Raw genomic sequence first — 17,899 nt, forward strand, 5'->3', positions numbered from 1 at the left:
CATTTTACCTTCTTCAGAGTAATTAGACAATAGGGAGAATGATTTTACCAACAAAAAAGCAGCTTCATCCAAAAAGGAGAGCTGCTCTAAGCGTTTATAATACCTGGCGTTGTACATTTAATTGAGCCATTTCATATTCTTTCATCAGCCTGTCGATAATCGTCTGTACAGGCAGAATTTCTTTAATCTCGTGCACGCGCGCTCCTGCAAATACGAGTCCGTTTTCTACGTCTCCATTAACAGAAGCAACAAGCGAATCGAGCGTACAAAAACGGTAGGAACAATTTTTTAGGCAATCATGGCATTTTTCGATTTTTAATCGACCATCGTCGCTAATTGCATCCGTAAAGTGATTACGAATCGCACGTCCCTGCAAACCTACCGTTGTTTTAACCAATACGAGATCATCAGCATCAACTGTGTCTACATATTTTTGTTTGAATACATCCGGCGCATCGCACTCGCTGCTTGCGACGAACCTAGTTCCCATCTGTACACCGGAAGCGCCCATAGCAAGAGCACGTGAGATATCTGCACCGTTCATAATACCGCCTGCAGCGATTACGGGAATCTTGACAGCTTCCACTACTTCAGGCAATATGTCAAACAACGGTCGGTCCGTACCAAGATGCCCTCCTGCTTCAAATCCTTCCACAACGACAGCGGCGGCACCTAAACGCTCGGCAAGCTTGGCCAATTTTGCAGAAGAAACGATAGAGATTACAGGTACACCGTATTCTCTTCCCCATGTATACATGTCACGCGAGAAACCCGCACCCGAAATAATGAAATCAACCTTCTCTTCCATTGCTGCCTTAATCGTCTCCGGAAAATCATTCATCGCAAACAATACATTTACACCGATATATCCTTGTCCATTCGTCAACTCTCTCGCCCGGCGAATGTGAGCCCGCATCTCATCAATAGGTATGCCCGTTCCTGAAATAATTCCAATTCCCCCAGCATTAGCGACGGCTGCTGCCAGATTACTTAGTGAAATTCGCACTCCCATTCCGCCCTGCATAATTGGCACGTGCGGTTTCATATGGGCAATTTGCAATTGTGGTATATGCACCCCAATACCCCCTGTTCCATAACTCTAACCCTTGATTCAAGCATCCCAAAACGTAATTTAAACTATATCACATCTTGCGTCCAAAAAGTGTTAATTTTTCAAGGCAAATTTAACAATTCACACATGTCATAAAGTGATATAATTTTCTTATCATATAGAATAGATAGAAAGGATTGAAACCATGCTAACATTTGGAACGATTATGAAACAAAATACCGATAAGTATGCCGACAAACCAGCCGTAATCTTTAGAGATACAGTGCATACGTACAGAGAATTAAACAGCCGTGCAAATAAACTTGCAAACGCTTTCCTTTCCATCGGATACAAAAAAGGGGACAAGGCAGCCGTTCTCATGAAAAACCATGCCGCTTACGTAGAAATGATGATTGCGTTTGCGAAAATTGGCGTCGTTACGGTGCCGATTAATTACCGTCTCGTCGGTGCAGAGATTGACTACATTCTACAGCATTCAGATAGCCGTGCTCTTATCATAACAGCAGAGTATGCAGCAGAAGTCAGTACCTTACAATCCACGCTCTCTAAGCTCGATACCGTACTCGTAGTGGATGGAGCAGGAGAGCTTGGAATGCAGGATTATGAAGCATTTATCGCTGAGGCACAGGACAGCGAGCCGTGGTCGGATGTAGAGGAGATTGACCCGTTTTATATCGGATATACCTCAGGTACAACCGGCAAACCAAAAGGCGTAGTCATCTCTCACCGCTCTCGCGTGCTTACCGGGATGACAGCCGCTTACGAATATAAGCTTGACGAATCGGATACACACCTTGTGGCAGGACCGATTTATCACGCGGCCCCGTGGATCTTTCTTGTTACGCAATTGCTCGTAGGCGGTACGCTAGTGATCCATGAGATGTTCCGCGCCGAGCAGGTTCTCGCCGATATTGCACGCCATCATATTACGAATACGTTTTTAGCACCAACAATGTATAACTTCTTAGTTAATGTCTCCGAAGAAGTGAAGACACAATATGATCTCTCGTCCATGCGCGTGCTTATTTCAGCCGGATCACCCCTGCCTACCAAAACCAAACAGGATGTGCTCGCCTTCTTTCCTGGTGCGGACCTGCATGAATTCTATGGTTCAACAGAAAGCGCGATCACGCTCAATATCAAGCCAAAGGATATCGAACGCAAAGACCGCTGTGTCGGCCGTCCGTTTCCTCTTGTAGACTGTATGATTCTTACTGATGATAAAGAGCCTGTTTCACAAGGGGAGATCGGGGAGTTGTATTTCAAGGCGCCTTATTTGCTTGATGAGTATTATAAAAACCCGGAAGCAACCAGCATGTCATTCTATAATGGATACTTCACGGTCGGTGACATGGCCATGCAGGATGAAGAAGGGTTGTATTACATTGTCGACCGCAAAAAAGATATGCTGATCAGCGGAGGAGTTAACATCTATCCGCGCGAAATCGAAGAGGTGCTCTATACGCATCCGCACATTCTCGACGCAGCCGTTATCGGTGTGCCGGATCCGGTATGGGGAGAGTCGGTAAAAGCAGTGGTAGTACCGCGCGATGGAGCACAGTTAACTGCTGAAGAGGTAATGGAGTATTGCAAGGGCAAGATTGCTAGCTATAAACGGCCAAAATCAGTCGATTTTCTAGACGAGCTTCCGCGCAATCCATCGGGTAAAATACTAAAAACCGTCCTGCGTGATCAATATTGGCAGGATCAGCAAGCAAAAATCTAACAAATCCCAAGCAAAAAGAGCCTGCGTGATCTCCGTCAGGCTCTTTTTTTTCTGTCTGCTTTATAATTATGGTGCATGAATCTCATCATGAACAAGCGGCGGCGCTTCGACCGCTTCCTGTACAATTCCATAAGCTTTCGTAATCATTTCTTTTACTTCCGCTACATCCTCACGATTGCTGTAGATTGTCACCAGCGAATCGCCTTTCTTTACGCTGTCTCCAATCTTCTTACGCAAGATGAGACCGACCGCTAAGTCGATTGTTGATTCTTTGGTTGCTCGACCAGCGCCAAGCAGCATGGCCGCTGTGCCGATCCGATCTGCCTGAATGGAATCCACATATCCGTCCGCTTCCGCTTCCAACTCAAACGTATATTTCGCTTGGGGAAGCTTAGCCGGATCATCGACAACAGAAGCATCTCCACCCTGCGCTGAAAGAAACGTCTTGAATGTCTCAAGCGCCTTCCCATTACGAATGACCTCTTCAAGCTTCTCGCGGGCCGCCTGCGGGCTATCAGCCTGACCGCCAAGATACACCATATGACTACCAAGCGTCAGACACAGCTCTTCTAAATCTTTGGGTCCCTCCCCCCGCAGCGTATCAATCGCTTCCTGTACCTCCAAAGCATTGCCTACCGCATAGCCAAGAGGCTGACTCATGTCAGAGATTACCGCCATCGTCTGGCGTCCCACATTGTTTCCGATTGCAACCATGGCCTCTGCCAATTCGCGGGCATGCTCTAGATCCTTCATAAAAGCCCCGCTGCCCGTCTTAACATCGAGCACAATGGCATCGGCTCCGGAGGCAATCTTTTTGCTCATAATGGAACTTGCAATAAGCGGAATGGAATTGACAGTCGCTGTCACATCGCGCAGCGCATACAGCTTTTTATCCGCAGGAGTCAGGTTCCCACTCTGTCCAACTACCGCTACTTTATTCGTATTCACCAGCTCGTTAAACTGTTTATTATCAATCTCTACATGAAAGCCCGGTACCGATTCCAACTTATCAATCGTTCCTCCCGTATGTCCCAGTCCGCGACCTGACATCTTCGCCACAGGGATACCCAGAGCCGCCACAAGCGGAGCGAGCACAAGCGTAGTCGTATCCCCTACGCCACCGGTACTATGCTTATCCACTTTGACACCCTGAATCGCTGAGAGATCAATCTGATCGCCCGATTCTACCATTGCCATCGTCAGATTCGCCCGTTCATCCTGTGTCATATCACGAAAGAAAATCGCCATAGCTAAAGCCGCCATCTGATAATCCGGAATCTCGCCGCTCGTATATCCAGCGATCACAAAATCAATCTCTTCTTTACTCAGTTCCTGTCCGTCACGTTTTTTCTCGATCACGTCTACCATTCTCATGCCGAACACCTCCTGTTTTTTCCTCTACAATAGCATACCAGCAATGGCTGCGCTTAACAACGAAGCAAGCATACCAGCAGCAACGGATCGAAGTCCCATACGCGCAATGTCCTGGCGGCGATCCGGTGCCAGCCCTCCCAGTCCGCCAAGCAGAATCGCCATCGAGGATAAATTGGCAAATCCGCATAAGGCAAAGCTGACAATCGCGACTGTTTTTGGTGATAAATTCTGAATTTGCGGAGCAAAATCGCTATACGCTACAAACTCATTCAACACAAGCTTCTGTCCAATAAAGCTGCCCGCTTTTACCGCCTCCTCCCACGGCACCCCTACAGCAAATGCCAACGGCGCAAAAATAAACCCGAGAATTTGCTGCAAAGACAAACCCGGATAATTAAACAGGCTGCCGATTGCTCCAAGAATGCCGTTTACGAGCGCAATCAAGGCGATAAAAGCAAGCAGCATAGCGCCGACGTTCAACGCAAGCGTCAAGCCTACGCTTGCCCCACGTGCCGCCGCATCAATTACATTAACCGATTCCGTATCGTCGTCCATCTTAAACTCAAGTCGACTGCCCGGAGCGCTCTCCGCTTCCTCCGTCTCCGGTACGAACAGCTTCGCCATAACAAGGCCTGCAGGAGCCGCCATAAAGCTTGCAGCAAGCAAATACTCCAACGGTACGCCAAGAAGCGAATAACCGATCAGCACTGAGCCGGCAACGGAAGCCAACCCACCGGTCATAACCGCAAATAATTCTGATTTGGTCATCGTAGCGATATACGGACGCACCACAAGCGGCGCTTCTGTCTGCCCAACAAAAATATTCGCGGCCGCGGACATCGATTCAGCCTTGCTTGTCCCAAGCATCCAGGACAACGCTCCGCCGATCACCTTAATGATCGCCTGCATGATCCGCAGGTAATACAGAACAGAGATGAGAGAGGAGAAGAAAATAATTACTGTCAGTACTTGAAAGGCGAATACAAAGCTAATCCCCGACTCCTTTATATAGAGTCCGCCAAAAAGAAACTGCACCCCTTCATTGGCATAATTCGTAATCTCTGTTACCGCCAAAGTTAATCGCTGCAGTCCTGCCTTTCCTGCTTCCCATTTCAATACGATAAATGCAAAAACTAACTGAATTGCTAATCCGCCTAGGATAGGCCGCCACGAAATGGCTTTTCGGTTCGTCGAAAACAAGAAAGCAATCGCAAATATTACAAGGATTCCAAAAAAGCCCCACAAAATATTCACATTCTCTCACCTCATCACATTAATGTAGACAACATCCGTTCTCTACCATCGCGTTCTGGGATTAGCAGCTACATTCATTCATTTACCCTGCCTCACATCTTTTCATACCCATTTTAAAAGTCATTTCCCCTTTTTATTCTCTCTGAACTGCACGTACTACAAAAAAAAGACCACTGCTAATAGAGCAGTGGCAATATAGGGGGAGAAAGAGAGAGAAAAAAATTCTCATGCTAGTATTATTACTATTCCCGAATCTTTTTTTTCTTAAACATATTCCCGCCTATTTTTTTATTTCTTTTTCCTCTGTATTCGCCTGAATCGGTGGAATAATGGAAGGAGGAATCACCCCTGGCACTTCGCTGCCGGTCGGCCTTCCTTCCCCATCATAGTAGAACTGCGGTACATTCCCCACAATAAGCGCGTTAGAGATTGGGTATTCTGCTTCTACCAAGGCAGGCTCCGTCGAAAAGGGAATGACGATTTTGACCTTCGTCTGCACAATCATCACTACGGTAATTAGCACCATATTAATGCCTGCCTCCTGCATCTTGATATCCATTTCTACATGCACATTGCCGAATGGAACAAGCGTCAAGGGGAGATCTGGACCCATACGCGCAAGCAAGTTGCTGTGCAGAGCCTGCCCAATAGGCAGCGTCTGCGGCATAGCTTCAAGGTCATTTAAAGCATGTGACACATTTTCAATTGCATCGAGCACGATTCGTGAATATTCATTTCCGTTAAAAAGCGCGGCTTGCACTCTTCCCTGGCTATCTTCTTTTAGCTCTACCAGGTTCTTAAAGCTAACTTCTTTGATCAGCTTTTTGCTAATTGCTTCATGGATCGCTTTCGTCGCTATCTGATCCGCCCGAACGCGAGCAATTTCATGAAGAACAGGCTCGATATTTTTCTCCACATAATAAAAAGTTTGAAAGGTAAGGCCTAAAAAGATAAGCAAGGAGATGAGAAACATAAACTTTGAAGGAATAGGCGCCCGCGTTGAGCGATTGCGCAATCTTCTCCGCTTCATACCGCCACCCCCTGCTTGTAATATATGCCCAAGGGTGAAGGGCTAACACTGAACATGCGTAAAAAGCCCGCCAGCAGTTCTGCCGACGGGCTTTGAGTTTGACTACTATTCGTTTCTATTAATAGCTGCGACGGCGCATTCCTTTAAGCAGCAAGCTTGCGATAAACACAAGCACGACTGCACCGATAATGGCTGGAACGATGGCAAATCCGCCTACCACCGGACCAAAGTCGCCAAGAAGAGCAGAACCGATCCATGCACCGATGAATCCGGCAATAATGTTTCCGATAATGCCGCCTGGCACGTCACTTCCGACAATGGCTCCAGCCAACCAACCGATAATACCTCCAACAATTAATGCCCATAGAAAACTCATACTGTGTATCCCTCCAGATGTCTTTATCGTAATGCAAAATTGCTTATGCTTTGTAATACCCCGCCTTTTTTTTCTTGACACATTTTCGTCATATAACAAAATAAAAGTAAGAATCTGGTTTCATCATGGACGAATGGTGGAAAAAAATAAAAACCCCCAACCGAATGAATTCGGTTGAGAGTTAATAGCGTAGGTCTGTATGTATCTTACTATCTATTTATTTCGTAACACGCTTGGCTCCCACATAACGGGAACCCCAATAATACTTATCGTTGATGTTACTGATGGAAACACCTTGGCTGCTAGAGGAATGAATGAATCGGCCTCCACCTAAATACATACCTGCATGTGTAATAGGAGCACGACGGGACGTCTTAAAGAACACCAAATCTCCAGTACGCAGCTGTGAGCGGGAAACCGTCTGCCCTCTCTGATACATTGCGTTTGCCGTACGCGGTAACGTAATCTTCTCGCTCTTATATACATAGTTTAAGAATCCAGAGCAATCAAAACCGCTTTTTGTCGTTCCGCCCCATTTGTATGGAGTTCCTAATACACTTACTGCTTTGGATACAAGAGACTCATTGGCTGCAGAAGCCACTCCTGTTCCAGCAGGCACAAAGAGGCTGCTTATCGCAACTGCACCTGCCATTGCAACTGTCATGATCGTCTTTTTTACCATCGTCTAGTGTTACTCCCTTCATGCCTACGAGGTTAGTTGACGGGTTAAGAGGATAAGGTCTCTTTTCGTATGTACACGAATACACCCCAGAAGTAAATCGTCCCCCGCTTCACATAATGTGAATTCGGCAAGTAAACTTTTTCTATTAATTGGCCACCTCTACAATAGTAATCATTCTCTATGTTTCTATCTCTTTCCAACAACAACGGTTTAAGTTTATCGAATTCTATCGAAAAAGAGAAGATTTTTAAGAAATTGTTCACATTTCAGACACAATTAGGTGAATTTTTTTGCAACCCGAAAAAATAATCTTTCTTTTTACGATTTGGATATAACTTCTAAAAGCCAGGATGCATCCATCCTGGCTTTATTTATCCGTAAATAATATGCGCCGTTCCTCCCATGCTGTTTCATGATACGCACGCGCAATCCCTTCCTGCCTAATCTTCTCCTTGGAGACATTTTTATACGGAATTGTGATCTCCCATATATCCGCAAACGGAAAAGGCCGCAGCGCTACCGTCTGAGCATTTGCCCAATGAGCCATCACTTTCTTACCTGCTGCAAAAGCGAATGCCTGCGGGAAACCGTTCCGGAACCAGCTGATTTCTTCTTCTTTTGCTACGCCGGGTTCCTGCATACAAACATACAAGGAAAGGTTATCGCAAAATTGAAGAAGATCAAATTGAAAATCCAGCGCCTCTTTTTCTGCTTGATTGAGGGAGAACTGTGCAAGAAGCCGACGCTGCCTCTCCCGCTCCTTATCCACATATGCCAGCGCTGCCTCTTCAGACGTACCATCAAAAAAAGATACATAGTGCATGCTGCACAAAAGTGCCGCATACGGACTCTCCTTCTCGATTTCGTCTACACCTTTTTTGTAAAAAGGGAGCTTGGGTACCAAAGGAAAATCTACAAATGTATACGGCTTCCTCTCAGCATCATACCAAAATGGCGTATCGTCTACATCTATCCAACCCCGATCATGCTGACTGATTCCGTAGATAACCTCCTCACGTTTTTCTTTTCCAATAAAATAATCATCCTTCCAGTGTCCAGCCATCCCTCCAGAAGCGAGCGCGTGATCATGCTGTGTGAACATGACAAAGCTATATTCCCGTTCATATGCGATCATATTCTCTCTCCTTTGCTTTTACTCTGTTATGTTACCTTCTCTTTACCCATATTTTTTTCATTCGCACGCTGCCGCAGCCACCACTGTAAAAGGGGCGGAACGAGGAACATGACAAAAAACACCCGAAAGAGCTGATATCCGCTCACCATCGATAGATCAGCATGCACCATACTCGCCGTTACACCCATCTCGGCAATTCCGCCCGGTGCAGTGCTTAAAAAAGCTGTCGTCAATGTCATCGGTGTCCACAATGTAAGCAAAAATGCGAGCAGAAGGGAAAAAAGAACAAGAATGATACTGCTAAGCACCGTATATATACTTAAAGCCTGCATGTTTGTAATCGACTGCGGCTTCATCTGTAAGCCGATATGGACTCCAATCGCAAATTGAGACAGCAGAACAAAGGCCGAAGGAAGAGGAGGGGCTTCTCCGCCGATAGCAACCAATACGATCGCAGTACTCAGCAGCGGCCCTGTCAAAGCGCCCGCAGGAAGACCAAGGCGCGGTCCTCCCCACATGCCAAGCAGCGCAATACCGGCATAGAGAAAATACTGCTCCCATGAAGCGGAGAAGCCGACTGCTCCTGCCGCCGTCCCTCCCCCGTCTCCGCTAGAAACCATCGGCTGCTCAAGACCATGCACCGTAAGAAACGGCACCAGAAAAATAACGGCCATGACGCGAACTGTCTGCATAAAGGCTACCATGGTCTCATCGACTGCTTCCGCCTCCTCACTTAGGATAAGCATTTGTGAGAGTCCGCCGGGTACACTGCCAAAAATCCCTGTCGCAATATCCGCTCCAAGACGCTTGGCAATGATCATGCCGAGCGACAGACTGATCCCGACCGTAAGCGCCGTTGAGATCAGCATGAATGGAAGCTGCTGGAGGATCTGCAAGGCCGTCTCCCGCGTAAACGAAGCACCCAGCATGTATCCTAAAAGAAGAAGGGCCGTCTGACGAAATGAATACGGCCATACAAGCGAACGACCGGTTAGCAAGCGCCAGATCGTTACAGATGCTACCGGACCAAGAATCCACGGAAGCGGTACGTGAAGCAGCAAAAACAGCAAAGCACCCACAATACCTACACCCGCAGTCTCTAACGCAGCCGCATGTTTTTTTATCGTTTCCATTTAGCTTCTCTCCTTTACCTCTTCCCTCATCCTACTCCCTTCCTTAATCTGCCGCAAATAAAAAACCCCCGCTCCGGTAAGAAGCGGGGATGATGTTACACTATTTAGCAAAGATGTGCTTGCCGATCTTTTTAATCTGCTGCCGTGTCCAAATCCATTTGGATGTAGCAATATCGGGGTTGAAGTAATAAAGTGACCGATCAGTCGGATCGACTCCTCGAAGCGCTTCACGCGCTGCACGATACGCCTGTTTATTCGGCGTCAGGGCATATTGACCGTCAGAGACAGCCGTGAATGCGCCCGGCTGAAAAATCACCTCTTGCATCGTCTTTGGGAACTCTTCTGATTGCAGACGGTTTAATACTACCGCACCTACAGCAACTTGTCCTTCAAACGATTCACCGCGCGCTTCCCCGTGGATAACCCGAGCGAGCTTATCTACATCTTCTTTTTTTATCGTCGATTTCTTTATTTTGGCCAGTGTGTTTGGCCCAGCTACTCCATCTACCGCTAGACCATGCTCACGCTGAAAAGCCTGTACCGCTTTTTCAGTCAATGTGCCGTAATAGCCGGTTGACGCTACAGAAAGATATCCTTGGGTACCCAATTGAAATTGTAAATCCCAGACATCGCTGTTTTTCATGCCTTTCTTTAACATTGGTGCCGCTCCTGCATGAGCATACGTCGGTCCTGCTGTAGTTCCTAGCATAAGAGCGGACAGGAGCAGCGGTACTACGATTCTCTTCTTCATCTTGGCGTGACCTCCTCTTTCTCCTTCCCCACATTATAGGGAGAGCCCACTGGGCATTCAATACACAAAAAGTCGTAACTATATGGAAAAAAGAGAGAGAATATGGAGGTTTCAGCAAGTTTCAAAAGAAAAGAAGCAAAAACGTAGGAAACGATTCCCACAAGCCTTCCTGTCGATTCGTATATATAGGCTGCATATGAAAAAAGAGAGAGGTGCATCCCCTCCTCTCTTCTGCGGCTTTTATTTTATATGATGACGATCCATTGTAAAGCCAGATAGCGCCTGCTCTTCTTCTTGAAACACACGTTCAAGCTGCGATGCCACACTGCGAATCTCATCCTGTGCATATACTTCCTTACGAAGCGTGACAAAATGGGACAGACCATACAGGTTAGCATAGAGCGGAAGACGGCGCGCATTGGCGTTAAGCACTACATACGGCGCAATGCCGCTGAGCCCTGCACCCACAAGTTCATTATATAATTGATGGGATTGATCGCGCATGCTCAGTAGAATATCGAAGATCCGCTCTGCTTCTGGTATGTCAGACGCTTCTGCTGCTTCAGACGGGATGATCAACCCATAGTAAGTATCCGGTAGCTGCAAAGAAAAATCGAAGGCCCGATGCCGGATGATCTGATGATGGCATCCTTGAGAACATGTAATGGCAACCGGCTTACCAAAGGCGCGCATCACCGTTGGAAGTTCGCTGAATCGATTCATTTCCGTCATATCACCTAGCACAATATCCCTTGCATGGGTACAGGAAAGACCAACTGCATCCTCTACTTCAACAAACGGGCCATTGTACACGGGAAGGATATCCACATGGGATGTACGTCGCTTATAAAACTCGGCTGTATAAGAACGCAAATACGGAGTCGCTTCTGTATCACGAAGCAGGGACGGCAATACTTCCGCTGTATGTGCTCTAATTTTTGCTGCGGTCTCAACCACTTCTTGGCTATAGCCTTCATGGGCGAGCATTTCCGCTATCGCATCCGAGATGGCCCGCGCATTCCCTGTTACGGCTACATTAGACTTCGCAGCAAGCGGCAGCACATTACGCGCCTTCTCGTATGCCAGCTTTTCGATATCACCGTCTTTTCTATCTGGATTCCTCTTTTTGATGACATCAACAAACAGCGGAATAAGCTCTTCGTATTTTTCAAAGCATTCTTCTCCAAAACGAATATAGCGCTCTTTAAGCGTTGGATGGTCATCGAGCTCTTTTGGAATGACAAAGGCCTGCGATTTCTGATTCTGCATGTTAAACTCAGTAAACGATAACCATTTTGCAGCTTGGACGGTTTCTAATACCTCAGTAAACCAACGAGAGACACCTTCAATACAGAATTGAGCCACGGCATGCTCCCTGATACTCGGGTGACCATACCTAGCCTCCCACTCCTTCATGAATCCACCGGAATAGACTGCGGACTGCTTCCACATGGAGATCATATCTACATCCGGCAGCTGCAATGTGTCTTCTTTGATCAAATCATACAAGCTCTCACGGAAGCTATACGGACTCCGACTCACCTTGGCAAAAACAGTGCCTACTACTTCTGTTGGTATATTTTTAATTGCATATACGTTATCTTCAGTACTGGTTACACAATTCTCCAATCTCATTCCCTGCTCCACCCCATTCATCTATTCCGCTATAAAATCGGCTCACACTGTACGATGGTTATGTTGAGCTCTTTGGAAAGGTCCATTTCGTAATACGGGACAGGCTTGCTTCCATCTTCACGCTTAATGATGCGCACTACAGGTCGTCCCGGTAGATTCCGATTATAATCAACAACAATGCCGACGGCTCCCGTATTCAGTGTAACTGTTAAGCCAATCGGATAAATAGCAACCGTCTTACGGAACGCTTCAACAATCTTCGGCTCAAAATGAGTGCCTGTACCGGCAAAAATAATTTCCATAGCATCATGCGGTAGCATAGCATTACGATATACCCGATTGGTTGTCAGCGCATCAAATACATCACACACGGAGAGCAGACGCGCATACTTATGGATTTCGTCACCTTGCAAAGCTCTCGGATAACCTGTCCCATCAAGTCTCTCATGATGTTGGTACGCACAATGCGCCGCCAGCAACGGGATACCTTGCTGGTGACGCAAGTAGTTAAATCCGTATTCTGCATGCTGCTTTACGGTAGAGAACTCCTCATCGGTAAGACGGCCAGGCTTATACAGAATCTCCTCGGGAATCATCAGCTTCCCAATGTCATGCAGCATAGCTCCGATGCCAAGTTCCAACAATTCCTTATCCGTATATCCAAGTTCAAGACCGACCGCTGCAGCATAGATCGCAACATTAAGCGAATGAGCATACACATAATGATCCTGAATGTACATATCACTTAATAGTCCTATCGCTTTTCGGTTGTTTTTCAAATCGGCCAAAATCAATTCAAACACATTGCGGAAAGCAGCCGTTGTAGCGGGAGAGAGGCGCGCTTTCCACTTTTTCTCGGCATGAATGATTTCTGAGAATCCCTGATAAATAACCTTCATCGCCATTTGTCTGGTTTCTTGTGAAATAGTTTCTTCGATTTCTATATCTTCCGTCGCTTCATCCCGTATATATATCGTGTTGATTCCCTTTTGCTTTAAACGCTCAATCATACTATCTGTTAGCGTCATATCTGTATTAAGCAAAATTGTTCCCTGATCCGTACAAATCGGCTGTGCCAATACCATACCCGCTTGACAGCGTTCAATGGAGATTAATCGCATACCTCGTTAACTCCTTATTTACCTAGTCTCTTTTTCTCATTATACATACCGTCCTCTAGGAAATATATCGTATAATCTACCTAAAAAAAAGAGCTTTCCATTGGAAAGCTACAGCATAGCAATAATTGCATCTTTACCTTTCATCCCCGGCACGATACCTATTTCCTCCGCTGCGATCGTGACAGACTCTAGCGGTGCTTCGAGCAGTTGTTCAATCGTTCGCACACCCAGCGCTCTTCCGGCAATAATCCCGCGGTCTGCAAGACGTTCATTTAATAACCCTACATCAAGCGCCCCACACATAATATAGCCTCTCTCTGTCGTAACCATCAGTAAATTTGTTTTCGGCAATGCAACCGAAACAGCCGTTACTTGATGACCATCAAGCACAAGCGGTTTCACCTCGACCATGCTCTACGTCCTCCCTATGCCTTATTCCTTTCCCTCTACACTATGTAAGAGGCCAAGTTTCTGTGACATCTTAATGGTATCGCTGCTGGCGAACTGTCTCCGGCCGCACATTTCTTGCGCCCTCCTCCGCCATTTTCACTCGCAGCATCTCCATTAGATACAAGCCAAGCATCTGATACATCTCGTTTTCATTCATCTCTTCGATCCACTGCATCAGCTCTTCTTTTCCCTGACCATGCAGAAGACTCATCACGATGGCTGTCACATCTTCTTCGTCGCCTGTTAATTTATCTCGATACAAATTGTAAATCTCATTGACTAGTTTCATGAAACATACGTACCCCTTTCACATCTATAATGCTCATGCGGTCTCTCTACTATCTTCCGCTTTATAATACATGCCAGTGTCTACATGCAGCATCCTGTACTGCCTGCTCGTTCTGCAGTTGCTTACCTAATACATCACGTAAGAATTCCGGTAAATAAAACATTGTTTCTGTCCCCTGTTTAAATATAGGAAAAACAACGCCGAATGTAAACATATCAATGATGCCAACTGTATAAATTCGATCCTTTTGCAGCATCGTGCCTTGAATCTCTACTCTGCGAATTCGTTTCCCAACAGCCGCAGTCCGGTCATAATAAATGTCCGCACCATCTACACCTAACCAGCCGATGACTTTCCCTCTAAAACCAAATCCGCGTACCTCTTTATGAATTACGGAGGCATCCAATGCTTCTTCCAAAACGCCAAGCAGTTGTTCACCCGTTAGCTTCATCCGGCATGGATTAATAGGATGAGGGCATACCGCTAATAAATCCTTGCGTGTAATATCCCCTTTGGGCAAGGAGAAGAGTAGCGTTCCCGAATTCACGAGACCAACCTCAGCATCTACCCAAGAACGAAGCCCTGACGCCAATAGGGTAGCAAGCGGTGACTCCTCCTCCCATGATACAGGAAGATCGTGCGTTACACTAGCAATGACCTCTCCCATCATGCTTTCTGCTTGTCCGAGATGGGTAGCAATCACCTGTGTGACCTTTTCATCGGGAACATATTGTCTAGAGGAGTGACAGGAAGCACAGATCTTAGTAATGGTTTTTGTTTGTTTATTATATGCTACAGTAACATGACCAATGTATTGACCAAACTTTCCTGTCTGGCAAATCAGCGTACTGCCAATTCGCTCTCCCGCTTCAAGATAGGTATGCGTATGTGCGCCTAAAATCAGATCGATCCCTTCTACTTGCTGTGCAAGCTCAACATCCTTACCATAGCCAATATGGGATAACACAACAATTACATCAACAGAAGAACGCAGAGCCGCCACACCTTCAGCCACCGCCTGAATAGGGTCGCTTGTAGTTAGCCCCAGCAATTCATATACCGAGGGAAAAGAGGCCGTGACTCCAATCCATCCGACCGTTAGATCACCATACTGCTTGCGAAGATACGGCTGAAGAAAGTCCGGACGTTTGCCGCTTCGCACGTCAAATAAATTCGCACATACAACAGGAAATGCTGCCTGATCATACAAGCAGTCAAAAGCATCGCGAGGAAGTGTGAGGCCTTCATTATTGCCAATCATAGCGATATCATATCCCGTTTCATTCAATACATCGATATTGGCCTTCCCTAACGTCGCTTCTGTTTTTAGGCTCATTCGATCCATATGATCCCCTACATCCACTGTGACAACCGCTTCTCCTTTCTCCTGCAAAGCTAAGCGAAGCGTCTTTAAGCCGGTGGAAATATGAGGCATCTCTTCGAAATGACTATGTAAATCATTCGTGTGCAGAATATGTAGAATGCTCTCTTCCTTCCCCACGTTATTGCCCCTTTCGTATTAACATTATTTCAGTCCCTGCCATAACATACGAATAGCAATTAACAATAGAACGACCTTTAAAATTCTCTCAAGCCATTGGCCCGATAACTTGCGCGAGAGCTGACTGCCTACTTTCCCTCCGATCCAGGCACCAGGCGCCGTAGCAATGACCGCTCCCCATGCTACATGCCCAAGCACCACATGAGTGACGCTTCCTACAGACGAGGAGAGCAGGATAACAAACATGGAAGTGGCTGCGGCCACATGTGGCGGAAAGCGAAACAATACGAGTAAAAATGGGACGAGCAGCGCCCCTCCCCCAATGCCAAATACGCTGGATAGAATGCCTACTGCCAAGGCAAGACAGATCGCATAAGGCTTTGAATATCCGTATGTATGTACCTGTCCGTTTGCGTCTGTATAGGTCTTCGTCGTTTCCCACTGTTTTTCTTTCTTTCCTCTTAATCGTGGTCGATAAGAAAGGAGGAATAACATGAACAACATGAAGATTCCATAATATAAGGTAAAGGAGTCTTTATCAAAATACTTGGACAGCCAAGCACCGATGATTGCACCCGGCGCACTTCCGGCAAAAAACAACCACGCGCTTGAGAAATCAATTAATTTCTGCTTCGCATAACTGATGCTTGAGGCAAGCGACGTAATAATAATGAGCATCAGTGATGTCCCAATGGCAAGCTGCGGAGTAATCTCAGGTATCCCCGGTATACTCCCTGATAAATAAAACAATGCAGGGACAAGGATAATACCTCCGCCCAGTCCAAGCAAACTCCCGAATGTGCCTGCCACCATACCGACAAGCGTAAGAATTAACCAACCCATAGCTATTCACTCCAATATGCATCGTTGCGCTTTCTATCTTTTCTTTCATCATAACATAAAAAAAGCTCCCGACTAAATCGGGAGCCTTTTTGAGAATGCGTGTATTATCCAATAGAGCCTTCCATCTCAAATTGAATCAGACGGTTCATCTCTACCGCATATTCCATTGGCAGTTCTTTCGTGAACGGTTCGATGAAGCCCATGATAATCATTTGTGTCGCTTCGTCTTCTTTTAAGCCACGGCTCATCAGGTAGAAGAGCTGCTCTTCACTTACTTTCGATACTGTTGCTTCGTGTTCAAGTGTAATATTCTTATTCAAGATTTCATTGTATGGAATGGTATCAGAAGTTGACAGCTTATCAAGAATGATGGTATCGCACTTCACATTAGACTTGGAGCCTTCAGACTTACGGCCAAAGTTCGCAAGACCGCGGTACGTTACTTTACCGCCATGCTTACTAATACTCTTCGATACGATGGTAGAGCTGCAATCCGGTGCAAGATGAACCATTTTGGCACCTGCATCCTGATGCTGTCCCTTGCCCGCTACAGCAATCGAGATAACCACGCCTTTTGCACGCGGTCCTTTCATGATAACGGCCGGGTATTTCATCGTGAGCTTACTACCGATATTACCATCGATCCACTCCATCGTAGCATCTTCTTCTGCTACGGCACGCTTCGTAACAAGATTGTATACGTTGCTTGACCAGTTCTGGATCGTTGTGTAGCGACAGCGTGCACCCTTTTTAACAATGATCTCAACGACCGCGCTGTGCAGTGAATCCGTGCTGTAGATCGGAGCCGTACAGCCTTCTACATAATGGACGAAGCTGTCTTCATCAGCGATAATCAGCGTCCGCTCAAACTGCCCCATATTCTCGGAGTTGATACGGAAATACGCCTGTAATGGTGTTTCGCATTTGATTCCCTTCGGCACGTAGATGAAGCTTCCGCCTGACCATACCGCACTATTCAATGCAGCGAATTTATTGTCCGTTGGCGGAATAACTGTGCTGAAGTATTCCCTCACAATCTCCGGATGCTCGCGCACTGCCGTATCCATATCACAGAAGATAACCCCCATCTCTTCGAGGTCCTCCTGCATATTGTGGTAAACCACCTCGGATTCGTACTGTGCCGATACACCCGCCAAGAACTTCTGCTCCGCTTCTGGGATACCCAGGCGATCGAATGTATTCTTAATCTCTTCCGGTACTTCATCCCAACTGCGTCCTGCCTTCTCGGACGGCTTCACATAGTATGTGATGCTGTTGAAATCAAGCTCCGTCAAATCGCCGCCCCATGTCGGCATCGGCATGCTTTGGAAAAGTTCCAGCGATTTGAGGCGGAAGTCAAGCATCCATTGTTCTTCGCCTTTCATACGGGAAATTTCCTCTACAATTTCTTTAGTCAGCCCTTTTTTTGCCCGGAAGACCGAAATATCTTTGTCATGAAACCCATACTGATATTCTGAGGATAGCTCAGGTGCTTTTTTGCTCATTTTCATTTCCTCCTTGCTAAGG

Annotated in this window: 17 protein-coding genes and 1 riboswitch; of the genes, 1 reads left to right on the forward strand and 16 read right to left on the reverse strand. The window is 46.5% G+C overall.

Features of this window, described 5'->3' with window-relative positions; all coding sequences use genetic code 11:
- Window positions 1-94: 94 nt before the first annotated feature.
- Window positions 95-1,045, reverse strand: coding sequence for an NAD(P)H-dependent flavin oxidoreductase (locus tag AB3351_RS15615; protein ID WP_371148157.1), 951 nt, complete (start codon window positions 1,043-1,045; stop codon window positions 95-97).
- Between the two features lie 211 nt (window positions 1,046-1,256).
- On the opposite strand from AB3351_RS15615, the gene AB3351_RS15620 reads away from it, so the two are divergent.
- Window positions 1,257-2,798, forward strand: coding sequence for a class I adenylate-forming enzyme family protein (locus AB3351_RS15620; RefSeq protein WP_371148077.1), 1,542 nt, complete (start codon window positions 1,257-1,259; stop codon window positions 2,796-2,798).
- A 66-nt stretch (window positions 2,799-2,864) separates the two neighbouring features.
- Here AB3351_RS15620 and AB3351_RS15625 read toward each other — a convergent pair whose 3' ends face one another.
- From AB3351_RS15625 to sufB, 15 genes are all read right to left on the reverse strand, one after another.
- Window positions 2,865-4,172: a pyrimidine-nucleoside phosphorylase gene (locus AB3351_RS15625; RefSeq protein WP_371148078.1), complete on the reverse strand. Its 1,308-nt coding sequence runs from the start codon at window positions 4,170-4,172 to the stop codon at window positions 2,865-2,867.
- Between the two features lie 24 nt (window positions 4,173-4,196).
- Window positions 4,197-5,426: a NupC/NupG family nucleoside CNT transporter gene (locus tag AB3351_RS15630; RefSeq protein ID WP_371148079.1), complete on the reverse strand. Its 1,230-nt coding sequence runs from the start codon at window positions 5,424-5,426 to the stop codon at window positions 4,197-4,199.
- A gap of 280 nt (window positions 5,427-5,706) precedes the next feature.
- Window positions 5,707-6,456 carry a sporulation protein YunB gene (gene yunB / locus AB3351_RS15635; RefSeq protein ID WP_371148080.1) on the reverse strand — a complete coding sequence of 250 codons (750 nt, stop codon included), beginning with the start codon at window positions 6,454-6,456 and terminating at the stop codon, window positions 5,707-5,709.
- A gap of 118 nt (window positions 6,457-6,574) precedes the next feature.
- Window positions 6,575-6,832: a GlsB/YeaQ/YmgE family stress response membrane protein gene (locus tag AB3351_RS15640; RefSeq protein ID WP_371148081.1), complete on the reverse strand. Its 258-nt coding sequence runs from the start codon at window positions 6,830-6,832 to the stop codon at window positions 6,575-6,577.
- Between the two features lie 217 nt (window positions 6,833-7,049).
- Window positions 7,050-7,514, reverse strand: coding sequence for a C40 family peptidase (locus AB3351_RS15645; protein WP_371148082.1), 465 nt, complete (start codon window positions 7,512-7,514; stop codon window positions 7,050-7,052).
- Between the two features lie 7 nt (window positions 7,515-7,521).
- A riboswitch (cyclic di-AMP (ydaO/yuaA leader) is annotated at window positions 7,522-7,654 on the reverse strand.
- 227 nt (window positions 7,655-7,881) lie between these two features.
- On the reverse strand, window positions 7,882-8,649 hold the full coding sequence (locus AB3351_RS15650; RefSeq protein WP_371148083.1) for a DUF3891 family protein: 768 nt from the start codon (window positions 8,647-8,649) through the stop codon (window positions 7,882-7,884).
- 26 nt (window positions 8,650-8,675) lie between these two features.
- Window positions 8,676-9,782: an AbrB family transcriptional regulator gene (locus tag AB3351_RS15655; RefSeq protein WP_371148084.1), complete on the reverse strand. Its 1,107-nt coding sequence runs from the start codon at window positions 9,780-9,782 to the stop codon at window positions 8,676-8,678.
- 100 nt (window positions 9,783-9,882) lie between these two features.
- Entirely contained in the window at window positions 9,883-10,533 is a 651-nt protein-coding gene (locus AB3351_RS15660) for a cell wall hydrolase (protein ID WP_371148085.1), read from the reverse strand.
- 240 nt (window positions 10,534-10,773) lie between these two features.
- The gene (locus AB3351_RS15665) at window positions 10,774-12,168 is read right to left on the reverse strand and encodes an FAD-dependent thymidylate synthase (RefSeq protein WP_371148086.1); all 1,395 of its coding nucleotides are present in this window, start codon (window positions 12,166-12,168) and stop codon (window positions 10,774-10,776) included.
- A 29-nt stretch (window positions 12,169-12,197) separates the two neighbouring features.
- Window positions 12,198-13,289, reverse strand: a complete 1,092-nt coding sequence (locus AB3351_RS15670; RefSeq protein WP_371148087.1) for an HD-GYP domain-containing protein — start codon at window positions 13,287-13,289, stop codon at window positions 12,198-12,200.
- 108 nt (window positions 13,290-13,397) lie between these two features.
- Window positions 13,398-13,700 (reverse strand): YunC family protein, encoded by a 303-nt coding sequence (locus AB3351_RS15675; protein WP_371148088.1) that lies wholly within the window; start codon window positions 13,698-13,700, stop codon window positions 13,398-13,400.
- 70 nt (window positions 13,701-13,770) lie between these two features.
- Complete coding sequence (locus tag AB3351_RS15680) at window positions 13,771-14,028, reverse strand: DUF6154 family protein (RefSeq protein ID WP_371148089.1); 258 nt, start codon at window positions 14,026-14,028, stop codon at window positions 13,771-13,773.
- 61 nt (window positions 14,029-14,089) lie between these two features.
- Window positions 14,090-15,529 carry a bifunctional metallophosphatase/5'-nucleotidase gene (locus AB3351_RS15685; RefSeq protein ID WP_371148090.1) on the reverse strand — a complete coding sequence of 480 codons (1,440 nt, stop codon included), beginning with the start codon at window positions 15,527-15,529 and terminating at the stop codon, window positions 14,090-14,092.
- Between the two features lie 24 nt (window positions 15,530-15,553).
- The gene (locus AB3351_RS15690) at window positions 15,554-16,372 is read right to left on the reverse strand and encodes a sulfite exporter TauE/SafE family protein (protein ID WP_371148091.1); all 819 of its coding nucleotides are present in this window, start codon (window positions 16,370-16,372) and stop codon (window positions 15,554-15,556) included.
- A 104-nt stretch (window positions 16,373-16,476) separates the two neighbouring features.
- The gene (gene sufB / locus AB3351_RS15695) at window positions 16,477-17,877 is read right to left on the reverse strand and encodes a Fe-S cluster assembly protein SufB (RefSeq protein ID WP_371148092.1); all 1,401 of its coding nucleotides are present in this window, start codon (window positions 17,875-17,877) and stop codon (window positions 16,477-16,479) included.
- Window positions 17,878-17,899 lie beyond the last annotated feature (22 nt).

The organism is Aneurinibacillus sp. REN35 (genome assembly GCF_041379945.2).
In the GTDB taxonomy this organism is placed as follows: Bacteria; Bacillota; Bacilli; order Aneurinibacillales; family Aneurinibacillaceae; genus Aneurinibacillus.

What these genes read in the sequence shown, in the direction of transcription:
- AB3351_RS15680 (WP_371148089.1), bottom strand. Translation starts at nt 14,028, where the DNA reads ATGAAACTAGTCAATGAGATTTACAATTTGTATCGAGATAAATTAACA.
- AB3351_RS15645 (WP_371148082.1), bottom strand. Translation starts at nt 7,514, where the DNA reads ATGGTAAAAAAGACGATCATGACAGTTGCAATGGCAGGTGCAGTTGCG.
- AB3351_RS15640 (WP_371148081.1), bottom strand. Translation starts at nt 6,832, where the DNA reads ATGAGTTTTCTATGGGCATTAATTGTTGGAGGTATTATCGGTTGGTTG.
- AB3351_RS15675 (WP_371148088.1), bottom strand. Translation starts at nt 13,700, where the DNA reads ATGGTCGAGGTGAAACCGCTTGTGCTTGATGGTCATCAAGTAACGGCT.
- AB3351_RS15665 (WP_371148086.1), bottom strand. Translation starts at nt 12,168, where the DNA reads ATGAGATTGGAGAATTGTGTAACCAGTACTGAAGATAACGTATATGCA.
- AB3351_RS15655 (WP_371148084.1), bottom strand. Translation starts at nt 9,782, where the DNA reads ATGGAAACGATAAAAAAACATGCGGCTGCGTTAGAGACTGCGGGTGTA.
- yunB (WP_371148080.1), bottom strand. Translation starts at nt 6,456, where the DNA reads ATGAAGCGGAGAAGATTGCGCAATCGCTCAACGCGGGCGCCTATTCCT.
- AB3351_RS15620 (WP_371148077.1), top strand. Translation starts at nt 1,257, where the DNA reads ATGCTAACATTTGGAACGATTATGAAACAAAATACCGATAAGTATGCC.
- AB3351_RS15690 (WP_371148091.1), bottom strand. Translation starts at nt 16,372, where the DNA reads ATGGGTTGGTTAATTCTTACGCTTGTCGGTATGGTGGCAGGCACATTC.
- AB3351_RS15660 (WP_371148085.1), bottom strand. Translation starts at nt 10,533, where the DNA reads ATGAAGAAGAGAATCGTAGTACCGCTGCTCCTGTCCGCTCTTATGCTA.
- sufB (WP_371148092.1), bottom strand. Translation starts at nt 17,877, where the DNA reads ATGAGCAAAAAAGCACCTGAGCTATCCTCAGAATATCAGTATGGGTTT.
- AB3351_RS15650 (WP_371148083.1), bottom strand. Translation starts at nt 8,649, where the DNA reads ATGATCGCATATGAACGGGAATATAGCTTTGTCATGTTCACACAGCAT.
- AB3351_RS15670 (WP_371148087.1), bottom strand. Translation starts at nt 13,289, where the DNA reads ATGCGATTAATCTCCATTGAACGCTGTCAAGCGGGTATGGTATTGGCA.
- AB3351_RS15615 (WP_371148157.1), bottom strand. Translation starts at nt 1,045, where the DNA reads ATGAAACCGCACGTGCCAATTATGCAGGGCGGAATGGGAGTGCGAATT.
- AB3351_RS15625 (WP_371148078.1), bottom strand. Translation starts at nt 4,172, where the DNA reads ATGAGAATGGTAGACGTGATCGAGAAAAAACGTGACGGACAGGAACTG.